Below are 18756 nucleotides of genomic sequence, written 5' to 3' on the forward strand. Positions count from 1 at the left end.
TTGGAAGCACCCGTGACCACCTGGACCGACCACACCGCCGACCGGCCCATCTCGCTCACCGCGCCGAGCGGCATCGACCGGGCCGCCCACCACCGGCTCGACGAGGCATGGCTCGCCGCGGCATGGAGCCACCCCTCCACGCGTTGCTTCGTGGTCTCCGGGGGCCAGGCCCTCATCGACGAGACGCCCGACGGCCGGACCGAGCTGGTCATGACCCCCTCCTTCGAGGCACCGCTCACCGAGGCCCACCGGTACTTCCTGGGCACCGACGCGGACGGCGTCAGCTACTTCGCCCTCCAGAAGGACGCGCTTCCCGGCCGTATGGACCAGTCGGCGCGCCCGGCCGGCCTGCGCGAGGCCGGACTGCTGCTGTCGCCACGCGACGCGGGCCTGATGGTGCACGCGGTCGCGCTGGAGAACTGGCAGCGCCTGCACCGCTTCTGCTCACGCTGCGGCGAGCGCACGGTCATCGCGGCCGCCGGCCACATTCGCCGCTGCCCCGCCTGCGGCGCCGAGCACTACCCGCGCACCGACCCGGCTGTGATCATGGCGGTCACCGACGACGACGACCGCATCCTGCTCGGCCGCCAGGTGCACTGGCCCGAGGGCCGCTTCTCGACCCTCGCCGGCTTCGTCGAACCGGGGGAGTCCATCGAGCAGTCGGTGCGGCGCGAGGTGTTCGAAGAGGTCGGCATCACCATCGGCGAGGTCCAGTACATCGCCAGTCAGCCCTGGCCCTTCCCGTCCAGCCTGATGCTCGGCTTCCTCGCGCACGCCGTCACCACGGACATCGACGTCGACGGGGACGAGATCCACGAGGCACGCTGGTTCTCCCGTGAGGAACTGCGCTCCGCGTTCGAGACCGGAGAGGTCCTGCCGCCGTACGGCATCTCCATCGCGGCCCGTCTGATCGAGCTCTGGTACGGCAAGCCCCTGCCGACCCGGAGCGTCTGACCCGGTGCCGGCGCACACGAACGACCCGTACTGGAACCACAACGTCCACTACCACCCGGCGGTCCTCGCCGCAGTCCCCGACGACTGCGGCACGGCTCTGGACGTGGGCTGCGGCGACGGGCTGCTCGCCCGGAAGCTCGCGTCGAGGGCGGGGTCCGTCACGGGCGTGGACCGCTCGCCGGACATGATCCTGCTGGCGCGCCGGGACGTGCCCCCGAACGTCACGTTCCTCGAAGCGGACTACCTCGATGACGCCTCGCTGCCGGAAGGCGGGTACGACTTCGTCAGCGCGGTCGCCGTCGTCCACCACGCGGCCTTCGAGGCGGCGGTGGGGCGTCTGGTGCGGCTCACGGCGCCCGGCGGCCGACTGATGATCGTCGGGCTGGCCTACAACCGGACGTCCCTGGACTGGGTGATCAGTGGCTGCGGCGTGCCGGCGAGCCGGCTTCACGCGCTGTTGCGCGGAGGCAAGCGCGGCCCGGTCGGCATGCCGATCGAGGACTCGACCATGCACTGGGGCCAGGTCCGGAAGACTGCCCGGCAACTGCTGCCCGGTTGCCGCTTCCGACGCCGGCTCCTGTGGCGATACACGCTGATCTGGGACAAACCACAAGAAGGCGATTCCTGAGTCGTCTCAGGAACCGCCTTCCGTGCAGGGGGCGAGACCCTGCGGCCGTTATGCGCCGACCTTCTGCTTGACCTGCGCCAGCGACGGGTTGGTCAGCGTCGTGCCGTCCGGGAACAGCACGGTCGGGACCGTCTGGTTTCCGCCATTCGCCTTCTCCACGAACGCGGCCGACTCCGGGTCCTGCTCGATGTTGATCTCGTCGTACGCGATGCCCTCACGGTCCAGCTGGCTCTTCAGCCGACGGCAGTAGCCGCACCACGAGGTGCTGTACATCGTCACAGTGCCCGACATGTCGGTTGCGCTCCTTTACGGCTAGGGTGCGTGGTCGCTGAGAAGGCAACGTTCGTGAAGCTTCCGCCATTCCCGGCCCGCGCCGACGTCCGCGCCGACATGACGGCCGTCATTAGGTGTGACGGTGGTCGCGGTCGTACCAGTACGACCGCGACCGTCCTCCTGTGGACAACCGCCGCACCCGCCTCTGCCGACCTGGCAGCATGGCGGGGTGACAGCAGCAAGGCATTCCACCCTCTTCTCCGGGATTCCCGGCAGTTCCCCGTACTCGGCTCCGCCGAGCGGGGCCGACGCCGTGCTCGAGGGGCTCGACCCCGAGCAGCGCGAGGTGGCGACCGCCCTGCACGGCCCGGTGTGCGTGCTGGCCGGTGCCGGTACCGGCAAGACGCGGGCCATCACCCACCGCATCGCCTACGGAGTCCGGGCCGGCATCCTCCAGCCCTCCAGCGTGCTCGCTGTCACGTTCACCAACCGTGCCGCGGGCGAGATGCGCGGGCGTCTCCGCCAGCTCGGTGCCGCCGGTGTCCAGGCCCGCACCTTCCACTCCGCCGCCCTGCGCCAGCTCCAGTACTTCTGGCCGAAAGCGATCGGCGGCAGGCTCCCGAAGATCGTCGACCGCAAGGTCCAGATCGTCGCGGACGCGGCCGCCGCCTGTCGCATCCGCCTCGACCGCAACGAGCTACGGGACGTGACGGCCGAGATCGAATGGTCCAAGGTCACCCAGACCGTCCCCGCCGACTACGCCGCCGCGGCCGCCAAGACCGGCCGCGAAGCGCCCCGCGACCCCGCCGAGATCGCCCAGCTCTACGCCGCCTACGAAGACCTCAAGCGAGAGCGCGGCGTCATCGACTTCGAGGACGTCCTCCTCCTCACCGTCGGCATCCTCCAGGACCGGCACGACATCGCGGAGGAGGTCCGTGCCCAGTACCAGCACTTCGTCGTCGACGAGTACCAGGACGTGAGCCCCCTGCAGCAGCGTCTGCTGGAGTTGTGGCTCGGTGACCGCGACAACCTGTGCGTGGTCGGCGACGCCAGCCAGACGATCTACTCCTTCACCGGCGCCACGCCCGACCACCTGCTCGACTTCCGTATCCGCCACCCAGGAGCCACGGTCGTCAAGCTGGTCCGGGACTACCGCTCCACCCCGCAGGTCGTCCATCTCGCCAACGGCCTGCTCGCCCAGGCCCGGGGCCGCGCCGCCGAGCACCGCCTCGAACTGGTCTCGCAGCGCGACCCCGGCCCCGAACCCGTCTACACCGAGTACGCCGACGAGCCCGCCGAGGCGGAGGGTGCCGCCCACCGCATCCGCGACCTGCTCGCCGACGGTGTGCCCGCGTCCGAGATCGCCATCCTGTTCCGCACCAACTCCCAGTCCGAGATCTACGAACAAGCCCTCGCGGACGCCGGAGTGCCCTATCAGCTCCGCGGCGCCGAACGGTTCTTCGACCGCCCCGAGGTGCGCAAGGCAGGCGTCGCCCTGCGCGGCGCCGCCCGCTTCGGCGCGAACGACTCCCTCCTCGACGACGTCGTCGACCTGCCCTCCCAGGTGCGTGCCGTCCTTGCGGGCGAAGGGTGGACTTCCGTGCCGCCCGCGGGCTCCGGAGCCGTCAGAGAGCGGTGGGAGTCGCTGGCCGCGCTCGTGAATCTGGCCCAGGACTTCGCCGCGGCCAAACCCGACGCCACCCTCGGCGACCTGGTGGCGGAACTCGACGAGCGGGCGAACGCCCAGCACGCCCCGACCGTGCAGGGCGTCACCCTCGCCTCCCTGCACTCCGCCAAGGGGCTGGAGTGGGACGCCGTCTTCGTCGTCGGAGTCGCCGAGGGCATGATGCCCATCACCTACGCGAGGACCGACGAGCAGATCGAGGAGGAGCGCCGCCTCCTCTACGTCGGCGTCACCCGGGCGAGGGAACGCCTGCACGTCTCCTGGTCCCTGTCCCGCTCACCGGGTGGCCGCCCGGTCCGACGGCCGAGCCGCTTCCTCGACGGACTGCGTCCCGGCTCCTCCGCCACCACCGGCCGTACCTCCACCGGGGGCACCGGAGGCATCGAACGGGGCGTCAGCGCCTTCAGCGCGGCCGCCACTGCCCTCACCCCGCGCCGTACCAGCAGAACTCCGGCCCGCTGCCGGGTCTGCGGGCGCACGCTGTCCGACGCGGGGGAGATGAAGCTGATGCGCTGTGACGACTGCCCCTCCGACATGGACGAGGGCCTGTACGAACGGCTGCGTGAGTGGCGGGCGGTGCAGGCGCAGCGCAGTGGGCAGCCCGCTTTCTGCGTCTTCACCGACCGAACGCTGATCGCGATCGCCGAGGCCGTGCCCGCCGATGAACGTGAACTGGCCCGCGTCCCGGGGGTCGGAGCGCGCAAACTGGGCCGCTACGGAGCCGATGTTCTGGCCATCTGCGCAGGTCGCGATGTCGGGGAACAGGACAACGGTGACTGATACCAACTCGTCGAAAAAATAGTTTGCGCATGCCCCAGCGATCCCCATAGGTTCTTAGCCACGGGGACAGCGGCCTTCTCGGAGGCCCTGATTCCGTGTTCTACTTGCATATCCGTCGGACTGGCTCACCCCAGTCCCCCGAGACGCCGAGAGGAGGCGATTGAAGTGATCAGCATCAACACCAGCTCCACCAGCACCGCCAAACTGACCGATCGCTCGGTCGTCTCCACGTGCATGCTCGGCGCCTCCGACCTGGGCACCGGTCTGTCCGGCATTCGTGCCGTGCGTCCGGCGTCCTCCCTGTCTCTCGCGGTTCTTCCCATCCGCGAGCGCAATGAGCGACCGACCAAGGCACTGGAAGCAGTAGTGGCACAGGCCCAGGCCTATGCCTTTGCGGCGGCCGGTGCCGGATTCCGGAAGCAGACGACGCAGCACCACCTGATGTGGGCCTTCCGTGGGCCAGAACCCTGGAGTGATCCAGCCTGATCGATGATCAGGCCGGCGCCTTCAGGGCCGCGGAACCCCATCCGGGATCCGCGGCCCTTCTGTTTTCCCCGAACGGGGACGGCAGAGCGAAGGGGCCTCGGGACAAGAAAAGACCCGGTACCAGCCGCCACCCGGTCCGATCGGACCGGAACGACCAGACGAGGAAGACGAACCGTGCAACTCGAAGCGCACGCCCCGTCCGTACCGCCTTCCGAAACGATCCCCCCGCCCGGCCTCACGGAGGACTCCACCTTGACCCCGCTCACCGCGCTGACCGCGCTCGACGACGCCATCGAGAACCTCGGCGTACCCGTCCCGTGCCGCTCGTACGACCCCGAGGTCTTCTTCGCCGAGTCGCCGGCCGACGTCGAGTACGCCAAGTCTCTCTGCCGTACCTGCCCGCTGATCGAGGCCTGCCTCGCCGGCGCCAAGGAGCGGCGTGAGCCCTGGGGCGTCTGGGGTGGCGAGCTCTTCGTCCAGGGTGTCGTCGTCGCCCGGAAGCGGCCGCGTGGCCGCCCGCGCAAGAACCCGGTCACGGCATGAACACCGCAGGAACGATCGACCGCCCCCTCACGCACGACCCCAAGAAGCAGGCCCCGATGAAGCCGTCCACGAGTGAGCCCATGGGCTCCGCGATCCCAGACGTCACCACCACCGGCGCGAACGACTCGCGTCAGAACAGGACCCGAGAGATGCAACTCATCCCAGAAGCCCTGGCTCGTGCGCATATGCACGAGCGGCTGCAGGAGGCCGAGCGGGAACGCCAGGCGGTGCGTCTGGCGGTGGCCCGTCGGATGCAGCGCCGGGCCGAGCGCGCCTCGCTGCGCGCCCGCCGAGCGCTCGCCATGGCCGTGATGCAGTAGCCGACCGCCGTCGGCACCAGGAGAACCACGCAGGGGCTGGCCCGAGGGGTCGGCCCCTGCGGCGCGTTGGGAGATCCGGGCCGTATCGGTACCCGGGGGCAGCCCGGCCCGGCGCGGGCCCGGGCCGGTCAGGCCTCCGCCGCCGGCTCCTCCTCCGTTGCCTCCTCCGGCAGGAAGCCCGGCAGCCACTCCTCCAGTTCGTCACGCAGGCGGACCGTCGCGCCCAGCTGGCACAGCACGCCGATCGTGCTCAGGGTCACCCGGTGGATGAGGAGGTAGGCCGGAGGAAGGTTGAGCTGCTTGCCCAGCTGGTGGGCGGGTGAGCGCGGGTCGGCGATACGGGCCGCCTGGCTGCGCATCCAGCCGCGGGTGAAGGTGAATTCGTCCGCCTGCGCCGGTTCGATGATCGGGAGGAGGTAGTCGAGGACCGCGGCGGGGTCGAGTGCGATGGACTCCTTGACGAAGCCCTCCTCGCAGAGCAGTTCGTAGACCGACTGGGCGTCGCCTTCCAGGGTCATGCGCAGGGAGTGCCCGATCGGGGTGGGCAGGCCGCCCGGCAGGCGGTCGACCGTGCCGAAGTCGAGGACGCCGAGGCGCCAGCCGTCCTCCCCGTCACCGCGGCGGGGGCCGGGCAGGAGACGGAAGTTGCCCGGATGCGGGTCCGCGTGGAGCAGGCCCGTACGGGCCGGGCCGGAGAAGAGGAAGCGGGCCAGCAGCTGCCCGGCGCGGTTCCGCTGCTCCGGGGTGCCGTCGGAGATCACCTCGGACAGCGGTATGCCGTCGATCCACTCGGTCACCAGGACCTGCTCGCACTGGTGCACCACCGCCGGCACCGTGACGTCGGGGTCGCCCGCGAACTCTTCCGCGTGGGCCCGCTGTGCCTGCGCCTCCAGCCCGTAGTCCAGCTCCTCCGAAACCCGGTCGCGCAGCTCCGCGATCAGCGGCTTGATGTCCATGCCCGGGATCAGAGGGCCCAGCAGACGGGCGAAACGGCTGAGTTGGTTCAGGTCGGAGAGCAGGGCGTCGCCCGCGCCCGGGTACTGGACCTTGACCGCGACCTCACGGCCGTCGTGCCACACCCCGCGGTGCACCTGCCCGATCGAGGCCGCCGCCGACGGCTTGTCCTCGAATTCCAGGAACAGCTCCTGCCAGTCCGCGCCGAGCCTCTCCTCGAGCACCCCGCGCACCGTGCGGGTCGGCATCGGCGGGGCCGCCTCCTGAAGCTTGGTGAGGGCCGCGCGGTAGGGGCCGGCGACCTCTTCGGGGAGCGCCGACTCGAAGACGGACAGGGCCTGCCCGAACTTCATGGCGCCGCCCTTGAGCTCACCCAGCACCTTGAACAGTTGTTCGGCTGTGCGCTGTTGGAGTTCGCGGCCGACCATCTCCGCGGACTCGCCGACGATCCGTTTGCCGAGCCCCCAGGTCGCCCGCCCGGCGAAGCCGAGCGGGAGTGCGGCGAGCTTGGCAGTCCGGGTGACCGCCTTCCGGGGAAGATCAGACATGCGCCCTCCAAGTCCCAGACAGCCGTGCCGCGTGTGCCTTGCGGGAGAGGTTCCTCGACGGCCGTTGCTCCGCCATTGTCTCGCGCGGATCCTCGTCCTTAGAGGTGTGTCCCTCCTTACCTTTCTCCGCCGCGCCGCACCCGCATGCGGGATGCGCCCACACCGGCCGAGCGTGCCAGTCGAACCTGGGCACGGACGCCTCCCAGCGTGCGCCCGAACTTGCGGGCTCGGAGCCGTCCAGGAAGGCGAGCGCATGCCCGGCGGCGACTCCCGCGACGGCGGTCGCCAACGCCAGGTCGCACGCCTGGACCTGGGGCGGGCGCCCCGAGCGCCACTGGGCGACCAGACGTGGCCAGGTCTCGTCCCGGTCGCCGCGCCCCCGGTCGAGGCAGCCGGCGCAGCTCGTCTCGCCCGGCAGGACGAAGGGGCCGACGATGCCCGTGCCTTCCGCGACACCCGCGTACAGATGGGGTGTTCCCGAGGCGATCAGCGGTTCGGCGCTGAGCGGGTCGGGAGCGTGCACTTCGACGCCGTCGCGCGGGGCGAGGATCACCAGCGAGAAGCCGGGATCCGGGTCGTCGTGGAGAGAGCGGCGCGCGGCGTGTGCCCGTCGCGGGGGCCGGTCGGGAGCGGCCGCGCGGACCGCACGGCGTGCCGCCTCCTCTCTGCGCTCACCGATCGCGTCCGCCGGCAGGCCACCCGGGGCCACGTCCCACGGCTCGACGCAGCCCGTGTCGCGGACGTCGATCTCGCCGACGCCGGCGCCCGCGAGGAGCGAGGCGAGGAGGACGCCCACACGGCCCGCACCGCGGACCTGGACGCGGAGGGAGCGGCGGGCGGCCAGACGCCGGGCGGCCTCGCCGGGTGAGCGGGTGACCAGGGACAGGGATGCCAGATCGGCACGGAGGCGATCGAGGACGGTCGCCTTGCCGCGGAGGGTGTCGGCCTGCGGGCCACCGCCGGTGGCGTCGTCGAGCAGGCCCGCGCCCGACAGGTTGCCCACGAGCGCGTCGACGTGTCCGTCCGGCAGGCCCATGCGGCGGGCCTCCTCGCGGAGCAGCGGCAGCCCGCGGGTGCCGTCGAGCAGGGTGAGGAAGCTGCCCGTCGCGGTGTCCACCGGGCCCAACACCATCGCGTGCGCGGGTGCCATCCCGAACTGGACGGTGTTCAGATCGCGCCAGCCGCGCCGCAGCGCGGGCTTCACCATCGGATGCATGACCGGCCCCCGTAGTCCGTAATGCGTCAGTAAGTCGTCAGATGACGGCGGATGTGTCGGTCCGCCGACGCATGCCAGCATGCCTGGACGCAACGGGAGCGTGCCGAAAGTTGTCCACAGGCGGAGGCGTTCGTCATACGAATCAAGTGCGCGGGGTGGGGATCAGCTCGGAACCGTGCCGGAGGCGGGACTTCCCCCGTGTGCAACGGGTAACGTCGGGGCGTGCCCGCCGACCCACCGCACCGTGCCGAAAAGCCACAGCGCAGCACGACCAGCCAGCCGCCGAGCGGCTCGGGGGGGAGCGCGATCGAGGTTCGCAGAAGCGCGCGACGCCGCAGGACGGTGTCCGCGTACCGCGAGGGTGATCGCACCGTCGTGCTCATCCCCGCCCGGATGTCCAAGGCGGAGGAGCAGCGCTGGGTGACCGTCATGCTCGACAAGCTGGCCGCCCAGGAGAGCCGCCGGGTGATCGGCGACGCCGATCTGGCCGAGCGCGCGGAGCGGCTGTCGCTGCAGTACCTGGACGGCCGGGCGCGGCCCGCCTCGGTCCGCTGGGTCACCAACCAGAACACGCGGTGGGGCTCGTGCACCCCGACCGAGGGCAGTATCCGTCTGTCGCACCGGCTGCAGGGCATGCCCGAGTACGTCATCGACTACGTCCTGCTGCACGAGCTCGCACATCTGCTCGTACCGGGACATGGCCCGCGTTTCTGGCGGTTGCTGGAGGCGTATCCGCGCACCGAGCGTGCCCGCGGCTATCTGGAAGGGGTGGTCGCGGCCGACCGGCTGCCGTACCAGCCGGCGCAGGACGAGGAGTAGAGGCGCCTCGTCCACACCGTCCTCAGCGGTCGTACGGGTCACTTCCATACTCCGCGCCCACACCGCAGAGCGCCGAGAAGCTGCAGGGTCGTCGCGACGATGCGGTTGTGTACCGGGTCTGTACCGGCTCACTCCGCTCCGTGCGTTTGCCGTTAGCCTGGCGCGACGCACTCGCACATTCGGGATGGGGGACGGTCGTTACGCATGGCCAGGGAATTCCAACGCGGCCACAAGGCCAGGATCAGTGACCTCACGGCGGGCACGGACCTGTACGTAGGCGTGCAGATCTCCGGACCCGGACTGGCGTTCGACATCAGTTGCTTCGGCCTGGATGCCGACGAACGGCTCTCGGACGACCGGTACTTCGTCTTCTTCAACCAGCCGAAGACGCCGGAGGAGGCCATTCAGCTCCTGGGTCCGCAGGCGGGGGACACGGAGTCCTTCAGGGTCACGCTCGACAGGATCCCGCCGCACATCCACAAGCTGTCCTTCACGGCGACGATCGACGGCGCCGGACAGATGTCGCAGATCGGCCCCGGATACCTGCGTATCGTCGCGGGCGGCGAGGAAGTGGCGCGCTACCCCTTCAGCGGCTCGGAGTTCACCACCGAACGCGCCGTCATGCTGGGCGACTTCTACCTCAAGGACGTCTGGCGGTTCGCCGCGGTCGGGCAGGGTTTCGACGGCGGCCTCGAGGCACTGCTGAAGAACTTCGGCGGGGAGGTCCTCGAGGAGGAGGAGCAGCCGCCCGCCCCGCAGCAGCCGCAGACCGGTGCCGCCCCGGGGTTCGCCCCGCCTGCGTTCGCCGCCCCGGCCGCTCCTGCCCCGGCGCCCGCACCCCCGCACCCCCGGCTCCCGCTCCCGCGCCGATGCCGCAGCCCGCCCCCCAGGGCTACGCGCCGCCTCAGGGAGCCACTCCGCACTCCCCGCGCCCGCGCCCTCCGTGCACGCCGCGCCCACCATCGTCGCGCCCCTGAACACGCCTCCCGCCGGAGCCGTGCCGCCGCCGGGCCCGGCGCCGCACGCCCAGCCGCCCGCTCCGCCCGGCCCCCGCCCGGATACGGACAGCAGCCGGGTGCGTCGACGCCACCCGGATACGCACAGCAGCCGCCGTACGGCCAGGCTCCTGGCCAGTACCCGGCCCCGCCCGGCGCTCCCTCGCCGTACGGCGCTCCCCAGGGCGCTCCGCAGGCCGCCGGTGTGGCCGCCGCGTTGCAGGCCTACAAGGAGACGCCCACCGGGCAGCGTTGGACGCAGCAGAACAAGAAGCTGGTCCGCGTGGACCTCGGCATCGGCGGCCAGCCGGTACTGGCCCGCCAGGGCAGCATGGTGCTCTACCAGGGCAAGGTCGACTTCGGCTACAAGGGCGCCGGCTTCGCCGGGCGGATCGTGGGCAACGCCACCGGCCAGGAGATGCAGCTCATGCGCTGCACGGGCCAGGGACAGGTGTTCCTCGCGGAGAACGCCACCGATCTGCACCCGATTGAACTCCAGGGGGACGCGATCTGTGTCTCCGCGGAGAACGTCCTCGCCTTCGACGAATCCCTCCAGTACGAGGTGCGGCGCATCGAGGGGCACGGCATCCCCGGGGGCGCCCTGTTCACCATGCAGTTCCAGGGAACCGGCACGATCGTCGTCAAGACGCACGGCGCACCCGTGGTGCTGCCCGTCACCCCGACGACGTTCGTGGACTCCAACGCCGTCGTCGCCTGGTCGGCCGCCGCCCAGGTGATCGTCTCCAGCCAGGTACGCATGCGCCGCAACGCCTACCCGGGCCACACCGGTGAGGGCGTCAATCTGCAGTTCCGCGCCGCGCCCGGCAATTTCGTCGTCGTCCAGCCGTACGAGGTCTGAGGGAGCCCGTCATGAACCAGCCGCTCGCGGGCTACGCCCCCGCACCCGTCACCGCCCGCATGGAGAACCACGGCAGCCACATGCTGAAGGTCGCCATGCAGACCGGAAACGACCTCCTCGCGCGCGTGGGCTCGATGGTCGCCTACGAGGGGTTCATCCAGTACGAGCCCAACCCGCCCGCCGTGCGCCAGATCGCGCGCGACTGGATGACCGGTGAGGGCGCGCCCCTGATGAAGTGCTCCGGCGACGGTCTGCTCTACCTCGCCGACTACGGGGCGAACGTCGTCGTCATCAACCTGGGCGGCGATGCGATCTCCGTCAACGCAACCAACCTCCTCGCCTTCGACGCCCACCTGCAGTGGGGCGTCGAACGCGTCAAGGGACTCGCCAAGTTCGCCGGACAGGGCCTGTGGAACACGAAGATCTCCGGGCAGGGCTGGGTCGCCCTGACCTCCCGGGGCACCCCGATCGTGGTCGACTGCGGCGGAGGTGAGGACGAGACGTACGTCGACCCGGACGCCCTCGTCGCCTGGTCCCCGAACCTCAAGGTGAAGGGCAAGCGCAGCTTCAAGGCGCAGTCGCTCATCGGGCGCGGCAGCGGCGAGGCCTACCAGATGGCGTTCTCCGGGCAGGGCATCGTGGTCGTCCAGCCCAGCGAGGACAGCACCGACCGCCTCCGGATCCGGGGCTGAGGGGGAAACCGCACACCATGCAGAGCTCGCTTTTCGCCTACAACGAGCAGCAGACCCAGGAGCGCTACAGCCTGCAGAACCCGCAGATGCTGCGCGTCCTGCTGGAGGGCCACGACGACGTCCTGGCGCGCAAGGGCACCATGGTCGCCTACCAGGGGCTCATCGAGTTCGACGCCGAGTACCAGAGCGGCGGTCAGCGGCGCGCGCGTGCGCACACCGGTGAGGGCCTGGATCTGATGCGCTGTCACGGACAGGGCACCGTCTACCTCGCCAACCTCGCCCAGCACGTGCACATCATGGACGTCGAGCAGGACGGGCTGACCGTCGACAGCAGTTACGTCCTCGCGATGGACTCCTCGCTGCACTACGAGGTCATCGCCGTCGACAGCCTGTACGGGATCTCCGGCTCCGGCAAGTACCAGCTCAACATCACCGGCCGCGGCAAGGTCGCGCTGATGACGTCGGGTGCGCCACTGCTGATGCGGGTCACCCCGGACAAGTACGTCAACTGCGACGCCGACGCGATCGTCGCCTGGTCCACCGGCCTGCGGGTGCAGATGCAGGCCCAGACGCACTCCTCCGGGGTGTGGCGGCGCCGGGGCACCACCGGTGAGGGATGGGAGCTCAGCTTCATGGGCAACGGCTTCGCGCTCGTGCAGCCCAGCGAGCTGTTGCCGCCGCAGAACGCCCAGATCGGGCAGGGGCTGGCCGCGCAGTTCGGCATGGGGCAGCAGGGGGCACGGGGACAGAACCAGGGCAACGTCTGGAGCTGAGCAGGGTGAGGGGTGACCGCGGCGGCGGTCACCCCTCACCCGTTCACGACCTTCACAGCCTGGCGCGCGTCGCCTCCAGCAGCCGTACGACGGACTCGTCCGCCACGTCCGCCACCTCCGCGTACGGGAACCAGCGCAGGTCCAGGGACTCGTCGCTGATCGCCTCCACCGCACCGGCCGGGGCGAGCGCCGCGTACTGGACGTCGAGGTGCCAGGCGCACGGCGTGTGGTGCCGGTCCAGGCGCACTGGCCCGCCGGGCAGCAGAATCAGTCCCTCGATGCCCGACTCCTCCGTCGCCTCGCGGCGTGCGGCGTCCGCCAGCGTCACGTCGTCCGGCTCACAGTGGCCGCCCATCTGAAGCCACATCCGGATCTTCTTGTGCAGGGTCAGGAGTACCCGGCCGTGCTCGGGGTCGATCACCAGTGCGCTCGCGGTGATGTGTCCGTCCGCACAGGACTTCCACATGCCGTCCTGGTGCGCCTGGAGGTGGTCGAGATAGGCCTGGCGCAGCTCTTCCTGGTCCTCGTAGGACTTGAGCACGAGGACCGCGTCGTCGTAGAGGCTCACTCGGCGTCGTCGCCCTCGGCTGCGCCGTCGTCCTTCTTCTTCAGGTCAGGCTTCGGAGCGGAGCCGTCCGCCGCCTCGCCGAGCATCTTGTCCAGCTCGGAGAAGTCGAGCTGCTCGCGGTGCACGAAGCCGTCCGGGTCGTCCAGGTCGGACGCCGTCGGCAGCATGTCCGGGTGTGCCCACAGGCCGTCCCGGCCGTCCACGCCGCGCGCGTCCGTGAGCGACGCCCACAGGCGGGAGGCGTCCCGCAGCCGGCGCGGGCGCAGCTCCAGGCCGATCAGCGTGGCGAACGTCTGCTCGGCCGGGCCGCCCGAGGCGCGACGGCGGCGCAGGGTCTCGCGCAGCGCGTCCGCGGACGCCAGGCGCGGCTTCGCGGCCGCGTGCACCACCGCGTCTACCCAGCCCTCGACGAGCGCCAGCGCCGTCTCCAGACGGGCCAGGGCCGCCTTCTGCTCCGGCGTGTCCTCCGGCTGGAACATGCCCTGCTGGAGCGCCTGCTGCAACTCCTCAGGGTTCTGCGGGTCGAACTGGCCGACCACGTCCTCCAGCTTCGCCGTGTCGACCTTGATGCCGCGGGCGTAGCCCTCGACGGCGCCGAACAGGTGCGAGCGCAGCCACGGCACGTGCGCGAACAGGCGCTGGTGGGCGGCCTCGCGCAGCGCGAGGTACAGCCGCACCTCCTCCTTGGGCACGCCCAGGTCCTTGCCGAACACCTCGATGTTCAGCGGCAGCAGCGCGGCCTTCCCGGCCGGGCCGAGCGGCAGACCGATGTCGGTGGAGCCGACGACCTCGCCCGCGAGCACGCCGACGGCCTGCCCGATCTGCGTACCGAACATGGCGCCGCCCATGGAGCGCATCATGCCGATCAGCGGCCCCGCCATGGCCTGCATCTCCTCCGGCAGGACGTCGCCCATGGCCGCGCCGACGCGCTCGGCGACCGGGTCGACGAGCTCCTTCCACACCGGCAGGGTCGCCTCGACCCACTCCGCGCGGCTCCAGGCCACCGCGGAGCCCGAGCCGGACGGCAGCGACGTCGCGTCGTCGAGCCACAGGTCGGCCAGGCGGACGGCCTCCTCCACGGCGGAGCGCTCGCCGGGGCTCACGCTCTGGTCCTTGGTGCCGTCGGGGGTGCCCTGGGAGACCGTCTGGCGGGCGATCTGCTTGGCCATGTCCCAGTTCACCGGGCCGCCCTCGTAGGAGAGCATCTGGCCCAGCTGCTGGAAGGCGGCGCCCAGGTCGGTGGGGTTCAGGGAACCGAACATCGCTGCGAGCGGGTTGTCGGCGCCGGCACCGCCGGCTCCGGGAATCCCGAAGCCGAACGGGTTGGCCGGTCCCTGACCACCGCCGCTCTGCGGGTCCTTCTTCTTGCCCTCGTCGCCGTTCTCCGGCTCCTCCGGCGGAAGGCCGAATCCGAATGGGGTGTCACTCACGGGATTCCTCGGCTGGTAAGGCCACCGGTTCCTTCCGGCGGCTGGCTGCCCGACAACACCACCCAGCGTAGACACCTTGACCCGATCGGGCCTGGGTGCTTCGCCGACTCCCGGCCTGCGGCAGGATGGATGCCACCTGGTACGCACGCGTGCTTTGCGTCCGTATGGAAGACAACCGCTGGAGACGCCCGGTGAGTTCCCCAGATCCGCAGGTTCGCGCAGCGCGAAACCATTCAGCCCACCCGTCGCCCGACGACCGCCCCTCCAGGACGGCGCTTCGCGCCGGCGAGTCGACTGCCCGCCGCGGGCCCGTCGTCGCGGTCACCGGCGCCGCGTCCGGGGTCGGCGCGCTGCTCACCGAGCGGCTCGCCGCGTCCGACGAGATCAGGCAGGTCGTCGCCATCGACGAGCGGCGCGGGGAGTGCGCTGCGGCGCGGTGGCACATCCTGGACGTGCGGGACCCGGCGATCGCGGAGAAGCTGCGGGGCGCGGACGTGGTGGTGCACCTGGCGCTCGACCTGGACCTGGAGACGGACCCGGTGGCGCGCACGGCGTACAACGTGCGCGGAACGCAGACCGTGCTGACGGCGGCGGCCGCCGCCGGGGTGCACCGGGTGGTGCTGTGCACGTCCGCCATGGTCTACGGGGCGTTGCCGGACAACGAGCTGCCGCTGTCGGAGGACGCCGAGCTGCGGGCGACGGCGGAGGCGACAGGGGTCGGAGACCTGCTGGAGATCGAGCGGCTCGCGCGGCGGGCGCCGAGGGCGCATCCGGGGCTCAACGTCACCGTGGTGCGGCCGGCTGTGCTGGTCGGGGGCACGGACACGGCGCTGACCAGGTACTTCGAGTCGCCTCGGCTGCTGGTGGTGGCGGGGTCGCGGCCGGCGTGGCAGTTCTGCCACGTCGAGGACCTGTGCAGTGCCCTGGAGTGCGCCGTTCTGGAGAAGGTGGAGGGGGAACTGGCGGTCGGGTGCGAGGGGTGGCTGGAGCAGGAGGAGGTCGAGGAGCTGAGCGGGATCCGGCGGATGGAGCTGCCGTCCGCGGTCGCGCTGGGCGCGGCGGCCCGGCTGCACCGGATCGGGCTGACACCGTCGCCTGCCGGGGACCTCGCGTACACGATGTACCCGTGGGTCGTGAGCGGGAGCCGGCTGCACGACGCCGGGTGGCGGCCGAAGTGGACGAACGAGGAGGTGCTGGCCGAGCTGCTGGCGGAGGTGGCCGGGCGGCACACCGTGGTGGGACGGCGACTGGGACGCAAGGACGCGACGGCGGCGGGGGCCGCGGGGGCGACGGTCGCTCTGCTGGGTGCGGCGGCGGTGGTGCGGAGGGCACGGAAGGCACGGCGGAGAGGCTGAGGGTTGGCTGGGGCCGAGGGATCCCCTCCGCCCTTACCCTCCCATCCCCGGGGCTCCGCCCCCCGGCCCCCCGGGGACTGTGGGGCCCCGGACGGGCTGGATGTGGTCGGGCTCCGCTGAGCCGAGCACAGCGGGCTGTTCCCGGTTGTCGGAGGCGTACGGCACGATGGGGGCATGGCACCCAACAGTGATCACCCCGGTGAGCAGGTGGCGGACGAGCCCATCAAACTGCTGGCCGTCCGGGACACCCCGCTCTCCGTCGACGAGGTCTTCCGGGCCGTGGGGGACGACGCCGCCGGAGGGATCGCGCTGTTCGTCGGGACCGTGCGCAACCATGACGGCGGGGCCGACGTCGACGCGCTCGGGTACTCGTGCCATCCGACCGCCGAGGCCGAGATGCGGCGCATCGCCGAGGAGGTCGTCGCCGAGTACCCCGTGCGGGCGCTCGCGGCGGTGCACCGCGTGGGGGACCTGCGTGTCGGTGATCTAGCCGTCGTCGTCGCCGTGGCGTGTCCGCACCGGGGCGAGGCCTTCGAGGCCTGCCGCAAGCTCATCGACGACCTCAAGCACGAAGTGCCCATCTGGAAGCACCAGAGGTTCTCCGACGGCACCGATGAATGGGTCGGCGCGTAGCGCATACCTCTCCTGGGGTTAACCAACCTCTCACCCGGGCTCCGGTTGCGTAACCGTACCCCTCGCGTGAGCGTTGACATTGCGGATGATTAATCTGCTGATCAGTCAGTTGCGGTCGCTCATCGGGGTTGGGAGGTCGGCATGGCGGCGCTCGCCTGGTTGCTGATTCCGCTTATGGCTGCGATCGGTGCAGGACTGTGGGGCAGTTGGGCCAGTCGGAACCGCAAGGCCGCGGGCGACGGCTCCGAGCTCGCCGGGTACGCGCGTTTCCGCGAGGCCATGGAGAAGTCCCACTCGGGCGGCTGAGCGCGCCGAGGATCCAGGGGCCGCCCGTGCTCGTACGGACGGCCCTGACGGTCCGCTGACAGCACCGTCCCGTACTGTCGTTCCATGCCACGCCGCACCGCGACGATGCTCGCCTCCACCTTGATGCTGATCGCGCTCCTGTGTGCGGGAGTGTTCATCAAAGTGCCGTACTCGGAGATGTCCCCGGGGCCGACGGTGAACACCCTGGACGACCACGACGGCCAGCCGGTGCTGCAGATCTCCGGGCGCAGGACATACCCGACGACCGGACACCTGAACATGACGACCGTCCGGGTCACCAGCGCCGACTACAACATGAACCTGGTGGAGGCCGTCTACGGCTGGCTGGCGCACGACACCAAGGTGGTCCCGCACGACACGCTCTACCCGGACGGCAAGACCGAACAGCAGTCCACGCAGGAGAACGCCGAGGAGTTCAGCCAGTCCCAGGAGAGCGCCAAGGTCGCCGCCCTGAAGGAACTGGGCATCCCGGTGAAGTCCTGGGTGATCGTCTCCACCGTGCTCAAGGGGTCGCCCGCGGAGGGCAAGCTGCATGCCGGTGATGTCATCAAGGCCGTCGACGGCAGTGCCGTGAAGGTACCCGAGGACGTCGCCAAGCTGGTCACCAAGCACAAGCCCGGCGAGAGAGTCGTGTTCACGATCGTGCCCGCCAAGGAGCAGGCCGCCGCCGAGAAGGCGCACAAGACGGCCACCGAAACACAGAATGTGACGATCACCACGACGAAGTCCCACGACACCGCCAGGGAGCGGGCCATCGTCGGGATCTCCGCCGCAACCGATCACACGTTCCCGTTCACCATCGACATCAAGCTCGCCGACGTGGGCGGACCGAGCGCCGGGCTGATGTTCGCGCTCGGCATCTACGACAAGCTCACCCCGGGCAGTCTCACCGGCGGCAAGTTCGTCGCCGGCACGGGCACCATCGACGACGACGGCCAGGTCGGGCCGATCGGCGGCGTCGAGATGAAGACCGTCGGCGCGCGCAGCAAGGGCGCCCAGTACTTCCTGACCCCCAAGGACAACTGCGCGGCCGCCGCCGAGGACACCCCCGAGGGGCTCACCCTCGTCAAGGTCAACACCATCGACGACGCCCTGAACGCCCTCAAGGACATCCGCACCGGCAAGACCGCCGATCTGCCGAAGTGCACCGCCAAGGGCTGACGAGCAGGAGCCTTCACATGAGTGGGGGGCGCTCGGAAACCTCCGGGCGCCCCCACCCGCATGTACGCGGAACCCTCAGTCCTCGAACGTCGCCGCCAGTGCCTCCGCCAGGCCCGGCACCAGGTCCGGGCCCGTCAGCACCTCCGTCGGCGAGTCCTTCTCTCGCAGCCGCAGCGCCGACTCCCGCGCGCCGTCCCGCAGCACCGCCACCGTCATCCGCACCTCCTGGCGCTCCGGGTGCTCGGCGACCCAGGCGGCCAGCTTCTTCTCGCTCAGCCCCTGGGGGACCTGGGACTCCGCGGACGGCGGCAGCATCAGCCGCTCCACCGTGAGCGCACAGCCGGCCACCGCGTCGGGCCAGGCGATGGTGCCGAGGAACTCGTCCAGCGGCCGGTCGGCAGGGATCTCTTCCTGCTCGATCGGAGTGAGACCCGCGGCCTCGGGCTCGTCCTGAAGGCCGAGCTGGGTCGCGAGCGCGGGCTCCTCGGTCCGCAGGCGCGCGGTGTCGACGAGGGCGAAGAGGCGAGCGGGCTGGTCCCAGCCGAGGCCGGAGGCGTACTCGTCGATCTCGAGCACGGCCCGGGTGAGCGGGTTCGCTGCCATGGGAGTGTTGGACATGGTCACAATCCTGCCTCGTTCCCACCCGGAAGCGGGAACCGAGTAAAGCGCCAGTAAGTTGCATAGGTGAGGCTCCGTGATCGTGGAGCCTCATCCATGGTCCGCGTTCACGGGGGCCTGACGGATCAACTCGGATCAAC

General features: G+C 70.8%; 19 protein-coding genes and 1 pseudogene. 14 read left to right on the plus strand and 6 right to left on the minus strand.

The annotated features are described in order from the left end of the window. Nucleotides 1–12 precede the first annotated feature (12 nt). Both nudC and N8I84_RS26185 read left to right on the plus strand, forming a co-directional pair. Nucleotides 13–954: an NAD(+) diphosphatase gene (gene nudC / locus N8I84_RS26180; protein ID WP_263231947.1), complete on the plus strand. Its 942-nt coding sequence runs from the start codon at nucleotides 13–15 to the stop codon at nucleotides 952–954. A 4-nt stretch (nucleotides 955–958) separates the two neighbouring features. After that, nucleotides 959–1582 carry a class I SAM-dependent methyltransferase gene (locus N8I84_RS26185; RefSeq protein ID WP_263231949.1) on the plus strand — a complete coding sequence of 208 codons (624 nt, stop codon included), beginning with the start codon at nucleotides 959–961 and terminating at the stop codon, nucleotides 1580–1582. 48 nt (nucleotides 1583–1630) lie between these two features. Here N8I84_RS26185 and N8I84_RS26190 read toward each other — a convergent pair whose 3' ends face one another. After that, nucleotides 1631–1873 carry a mycoredoxin gene (locus N8I84_RS26190; protein WP_263231951.1) on the minus strand — a complete coding sequence of 81 codons (243 nt, stop codon included), beginning with the start codon at nucleotides 1871–1873 and terminating at the stop codon, nucleotides 1631–1633. Between the two features lie 211 nt (nucleotides 1874–2084). Here N8I84_RS26190 and N8I84_RS26195 point away from each other — a divergent pair, with 211 nt between their 5' ends. The 4 genes from N8I84_RS26195 (at nucleotide 2085) to N8I84_RS26210 (ending at nucleotide 5668) form a co-directional block, all read left to right on the plus strand. Further along, nucleotides 2085–4319, plus strand: a complete 2235-nt coding sequence (locus tag N8I84_RS26195; RefSeq protein WP_313884287.1) for an ATP-dependent DNA helicase UvrD2 — start codon at nucleotides 2085–2087, stop codon at nucleotides 4317–4319. A 165-nt stretch (nucleotides 4320–4484) separates the two neighbouring features. Beyond that, the gene (locus N8I84_RS26200; protein ID WP_200419204.1) at nucleotides 4485–4805 is read left to right on the plus strand and encodes a hypothetical protein; all 321 of its coding nucleotides are present in this window, start codon (nucleotides 4485–4487) and stop codon (nucleotides 4803–4805) included. 174 nt (nucleotides 4806–4979) lie between these two features. Further along, a complete protein-coding gene (locus tag N8I84_RS26205) occupies nucleotides 4980–5348 on the plus strand; it encodes a WhiB family transcriptional regulator (RefSeq protein WP_019072119.1) in 369 nt (122 codons plus the stop codon). Continuing rightward, nucleotides 5345–5668 (plus strand): hypothetical protein, encoded by a 324-nt coding sequence (locus tag N8I84_RS26210; RefSeq protein ID WP_263231953.1) that lies wholly within the window; start codon nucleotides 5345–5347, stop codon nucleotides 5666–5668. Before N8I84_RS26205 ends, N8I84_RS26210 begins: the two co-directional genes overlap by 4 nt. A 128-nt stretch (nucleotides 5669–5796) precedes the next feature. Here N8I84_RS26210 and N8I84_RS26215 read toward each other — a convergent pair whose 3' ends face one another. Together N8I84_RS26215 and N8I84_RS26220 are read right to left on the minus strand one after the other, a co-directional pair. Continuing rightward, nucleotides 5797–7170 (minus strand): ABC1 kinase family protein, encoded by a 1374-nt coding sequence (locus tag N8I84_RS26215; RefSeq protein WP_263231955.1) that lies wholly within the window; start codon nucleotides 7168–7170, stop codon nucleotides 5797–5799. Next, complete coding sequence (locus tag N8I84_RS26220; protein WP_263231956.1) at nucleotides 7163–8386, minus strand: ThiF family adenylyltransferase; 1224 nt, start codon at nucleotides 8384–8386, stop codon at nucleotides 7163–7165. Before N8I84_RS26220 ends, N8I84_RS26215 begins: the two co-directional genes overlap by 8 nt. Before the next feature lie 222 nt (nucleotides 8387–8608). Between N8I84_RS26220 and N8I84_RS26225 the strand changes: the two genes are divergently transcribed. From N8I84_RS26225 to N8I84_RS26240, 4 genes and pseudogenes are all read left to right on the plus strand, one after another. Beyond that, a complete protein-coding gene (locus N8I84_RS26225; protein ID WP_263231958.1) occupies nucleotides 8609–9205 on the plus strand; it encodes a M48 metallopeptidase family protein in 597 nt (198 codons plus the stop codon). 204 nt (nucleotides 9206–9409) lie between these two features. Then, nucleotides 9410–11059 (plus strand): annotated as a pseudogene (locus N8I84_RS26230) (TerD family protein). Between the two features lie 11 nt (nucleotides 11060–11070). Beyond that, nucleotides 11071–11751: an AIM24 family protein gene (locus N8I84_RS26235; protein WP_263231962.1), complete on the plus strand. Its 681-nt coding sequence runs from the start codon at nucleotides 11071–11073 to the stop codon at nucleotides 11749–11751. A 17-nt stretch (nucleotides 11752–11768) separates the two neighbouring features. Next, complete coding sequence (locus N8I84_RS26240) at nucleotides 11769–12524, plus strand: AIM24 family protein (RefSeq protein ID WP_263231963.1); 756 nt, start codon at nucleotides 11769–11771, stop codon at nucleotides 12522–12524. Between the two features lie 52 nt (nucleotides 12525–12576). On the opposite strand, the gene N8I84_RS26245 is transcribed toward N8I84_RS26240, so the two are convergent. Together N8I84_RS26245 and N8I84_RS26250 are read right to left on the minus strand one after the other, a co-directional pair. Further along, entirely contained in the window at nucleotides 12577–13092 is a 516-nt protein-coding gene (locus tag N8I84_RS26245; RefSeq protein WP_263231964.1) for an NUDIX hydrolase, read from the minus strand. Continuing rightward, nucleotides 13089–14522 (minus strand): zinc-dependent metalloprotease, encoded by a 1434-nt coding sequence (locus tag N8I84_RS26250; RefSeq protein ID WP_263231965.1) that lies wholly within the window; start codon nucleotides 14520–14522, stop codon nucleotides 13089–13091. The genes N8I84_RS26245 and N8I84_RS26250 overlap by 4 nt, the downstream gene beginning before the upstream one ends. A gap of 191 nt (nucleotides 14523–14713) precedes the next feature. Between N8I84_RS26250 and N8I84_RS26255 the strand changes: the two genes are divergently transcribed. The 4 genes from N8I84_RS26255 to N8I84_RS26270 all read left to right on the plus strand — a co-directional run bounded on the left by N8I84_RS26255 (nucleotide 14714) and on the right by N8I84_RS26270 (nucleotide 17998). After that, complete coding sequence (locus N8I84_RS26255; protein ID WP_263231966.1) at nucleotides 14714–15877, plus strand: SDR family oxidoreductase; 1164 nt, start codon at nucleotides 14714–14716, stop codon at nucleotides 15875–15877. 174 nt (nucleotides 15878–16051) lie between these two features. After that, the gene (locus N8I84_RS26260) at nucleotides 16052–16510 is read left to right on the plus strand and encodes a molybdenum cofactor biosynthesis protein MoaE (RefSeq protein ID WP_263231967.1); all 459 of its coding nucleotides are present in this window, start codon (nucleotides 16052–16054) and stop codon (nucleotides 16508–16510) included. 174 nt (nucleotides 16511–16684) lie between these two features. After that, nucleotides 16685–16816 carry a hypothetical protein gene (locus tag N8I84_RS26265; protein ID WP_263231968.1) on the plus strand — a complete coding sequence of 44 codons (132 nt, stop codon included), beginning with the start codon at nucleotides 16685–16687 and terminating at the stop codon, nucleotides 16814–16816. An 84-nt stretch (nucleotides 16817–16900) separates the two neighbouring features. Continuing rightward, a complete protein-coding gene (locus N8I84_RS26270) occupies nucleotides 16901–17998 on the plus strand; it encodes a YlbL family protein (RefSeq protein WP_263231969.1) in 1098 nt (365 codons plus the stop codon). A 75-nt stretch (nucleotides 17999–18073) separates the two neighbouring features. Here the strand turns inward: N8I84_RS26270 and N8I84_RS26275 are convergent, their stop codons facing one another. Next, on the minus strand, nucleotides 18074–18616 hold the full coding sequence (locus N8I84_RS26275) for a PPA1309 family protein (protein ID WP_263231970.1): 543 nt from the start codon (nucleotides 18614–18616) through the stop codon (nucleotides 18074–18076). Nucleotides 18617–18756: the final 140 nt, after the last annotated feature.

The sequence above is a fragment of the Streptomyces cynarae genome (assembly GCF_025642135.1).
GTDB classification, from domain to species: domain Bacteria; phylum Actinomycetota; class Actinomycetes; order Streptomycetales; family Streptomycetaceae; genus Streptomyces; species Streptomyces cynarae.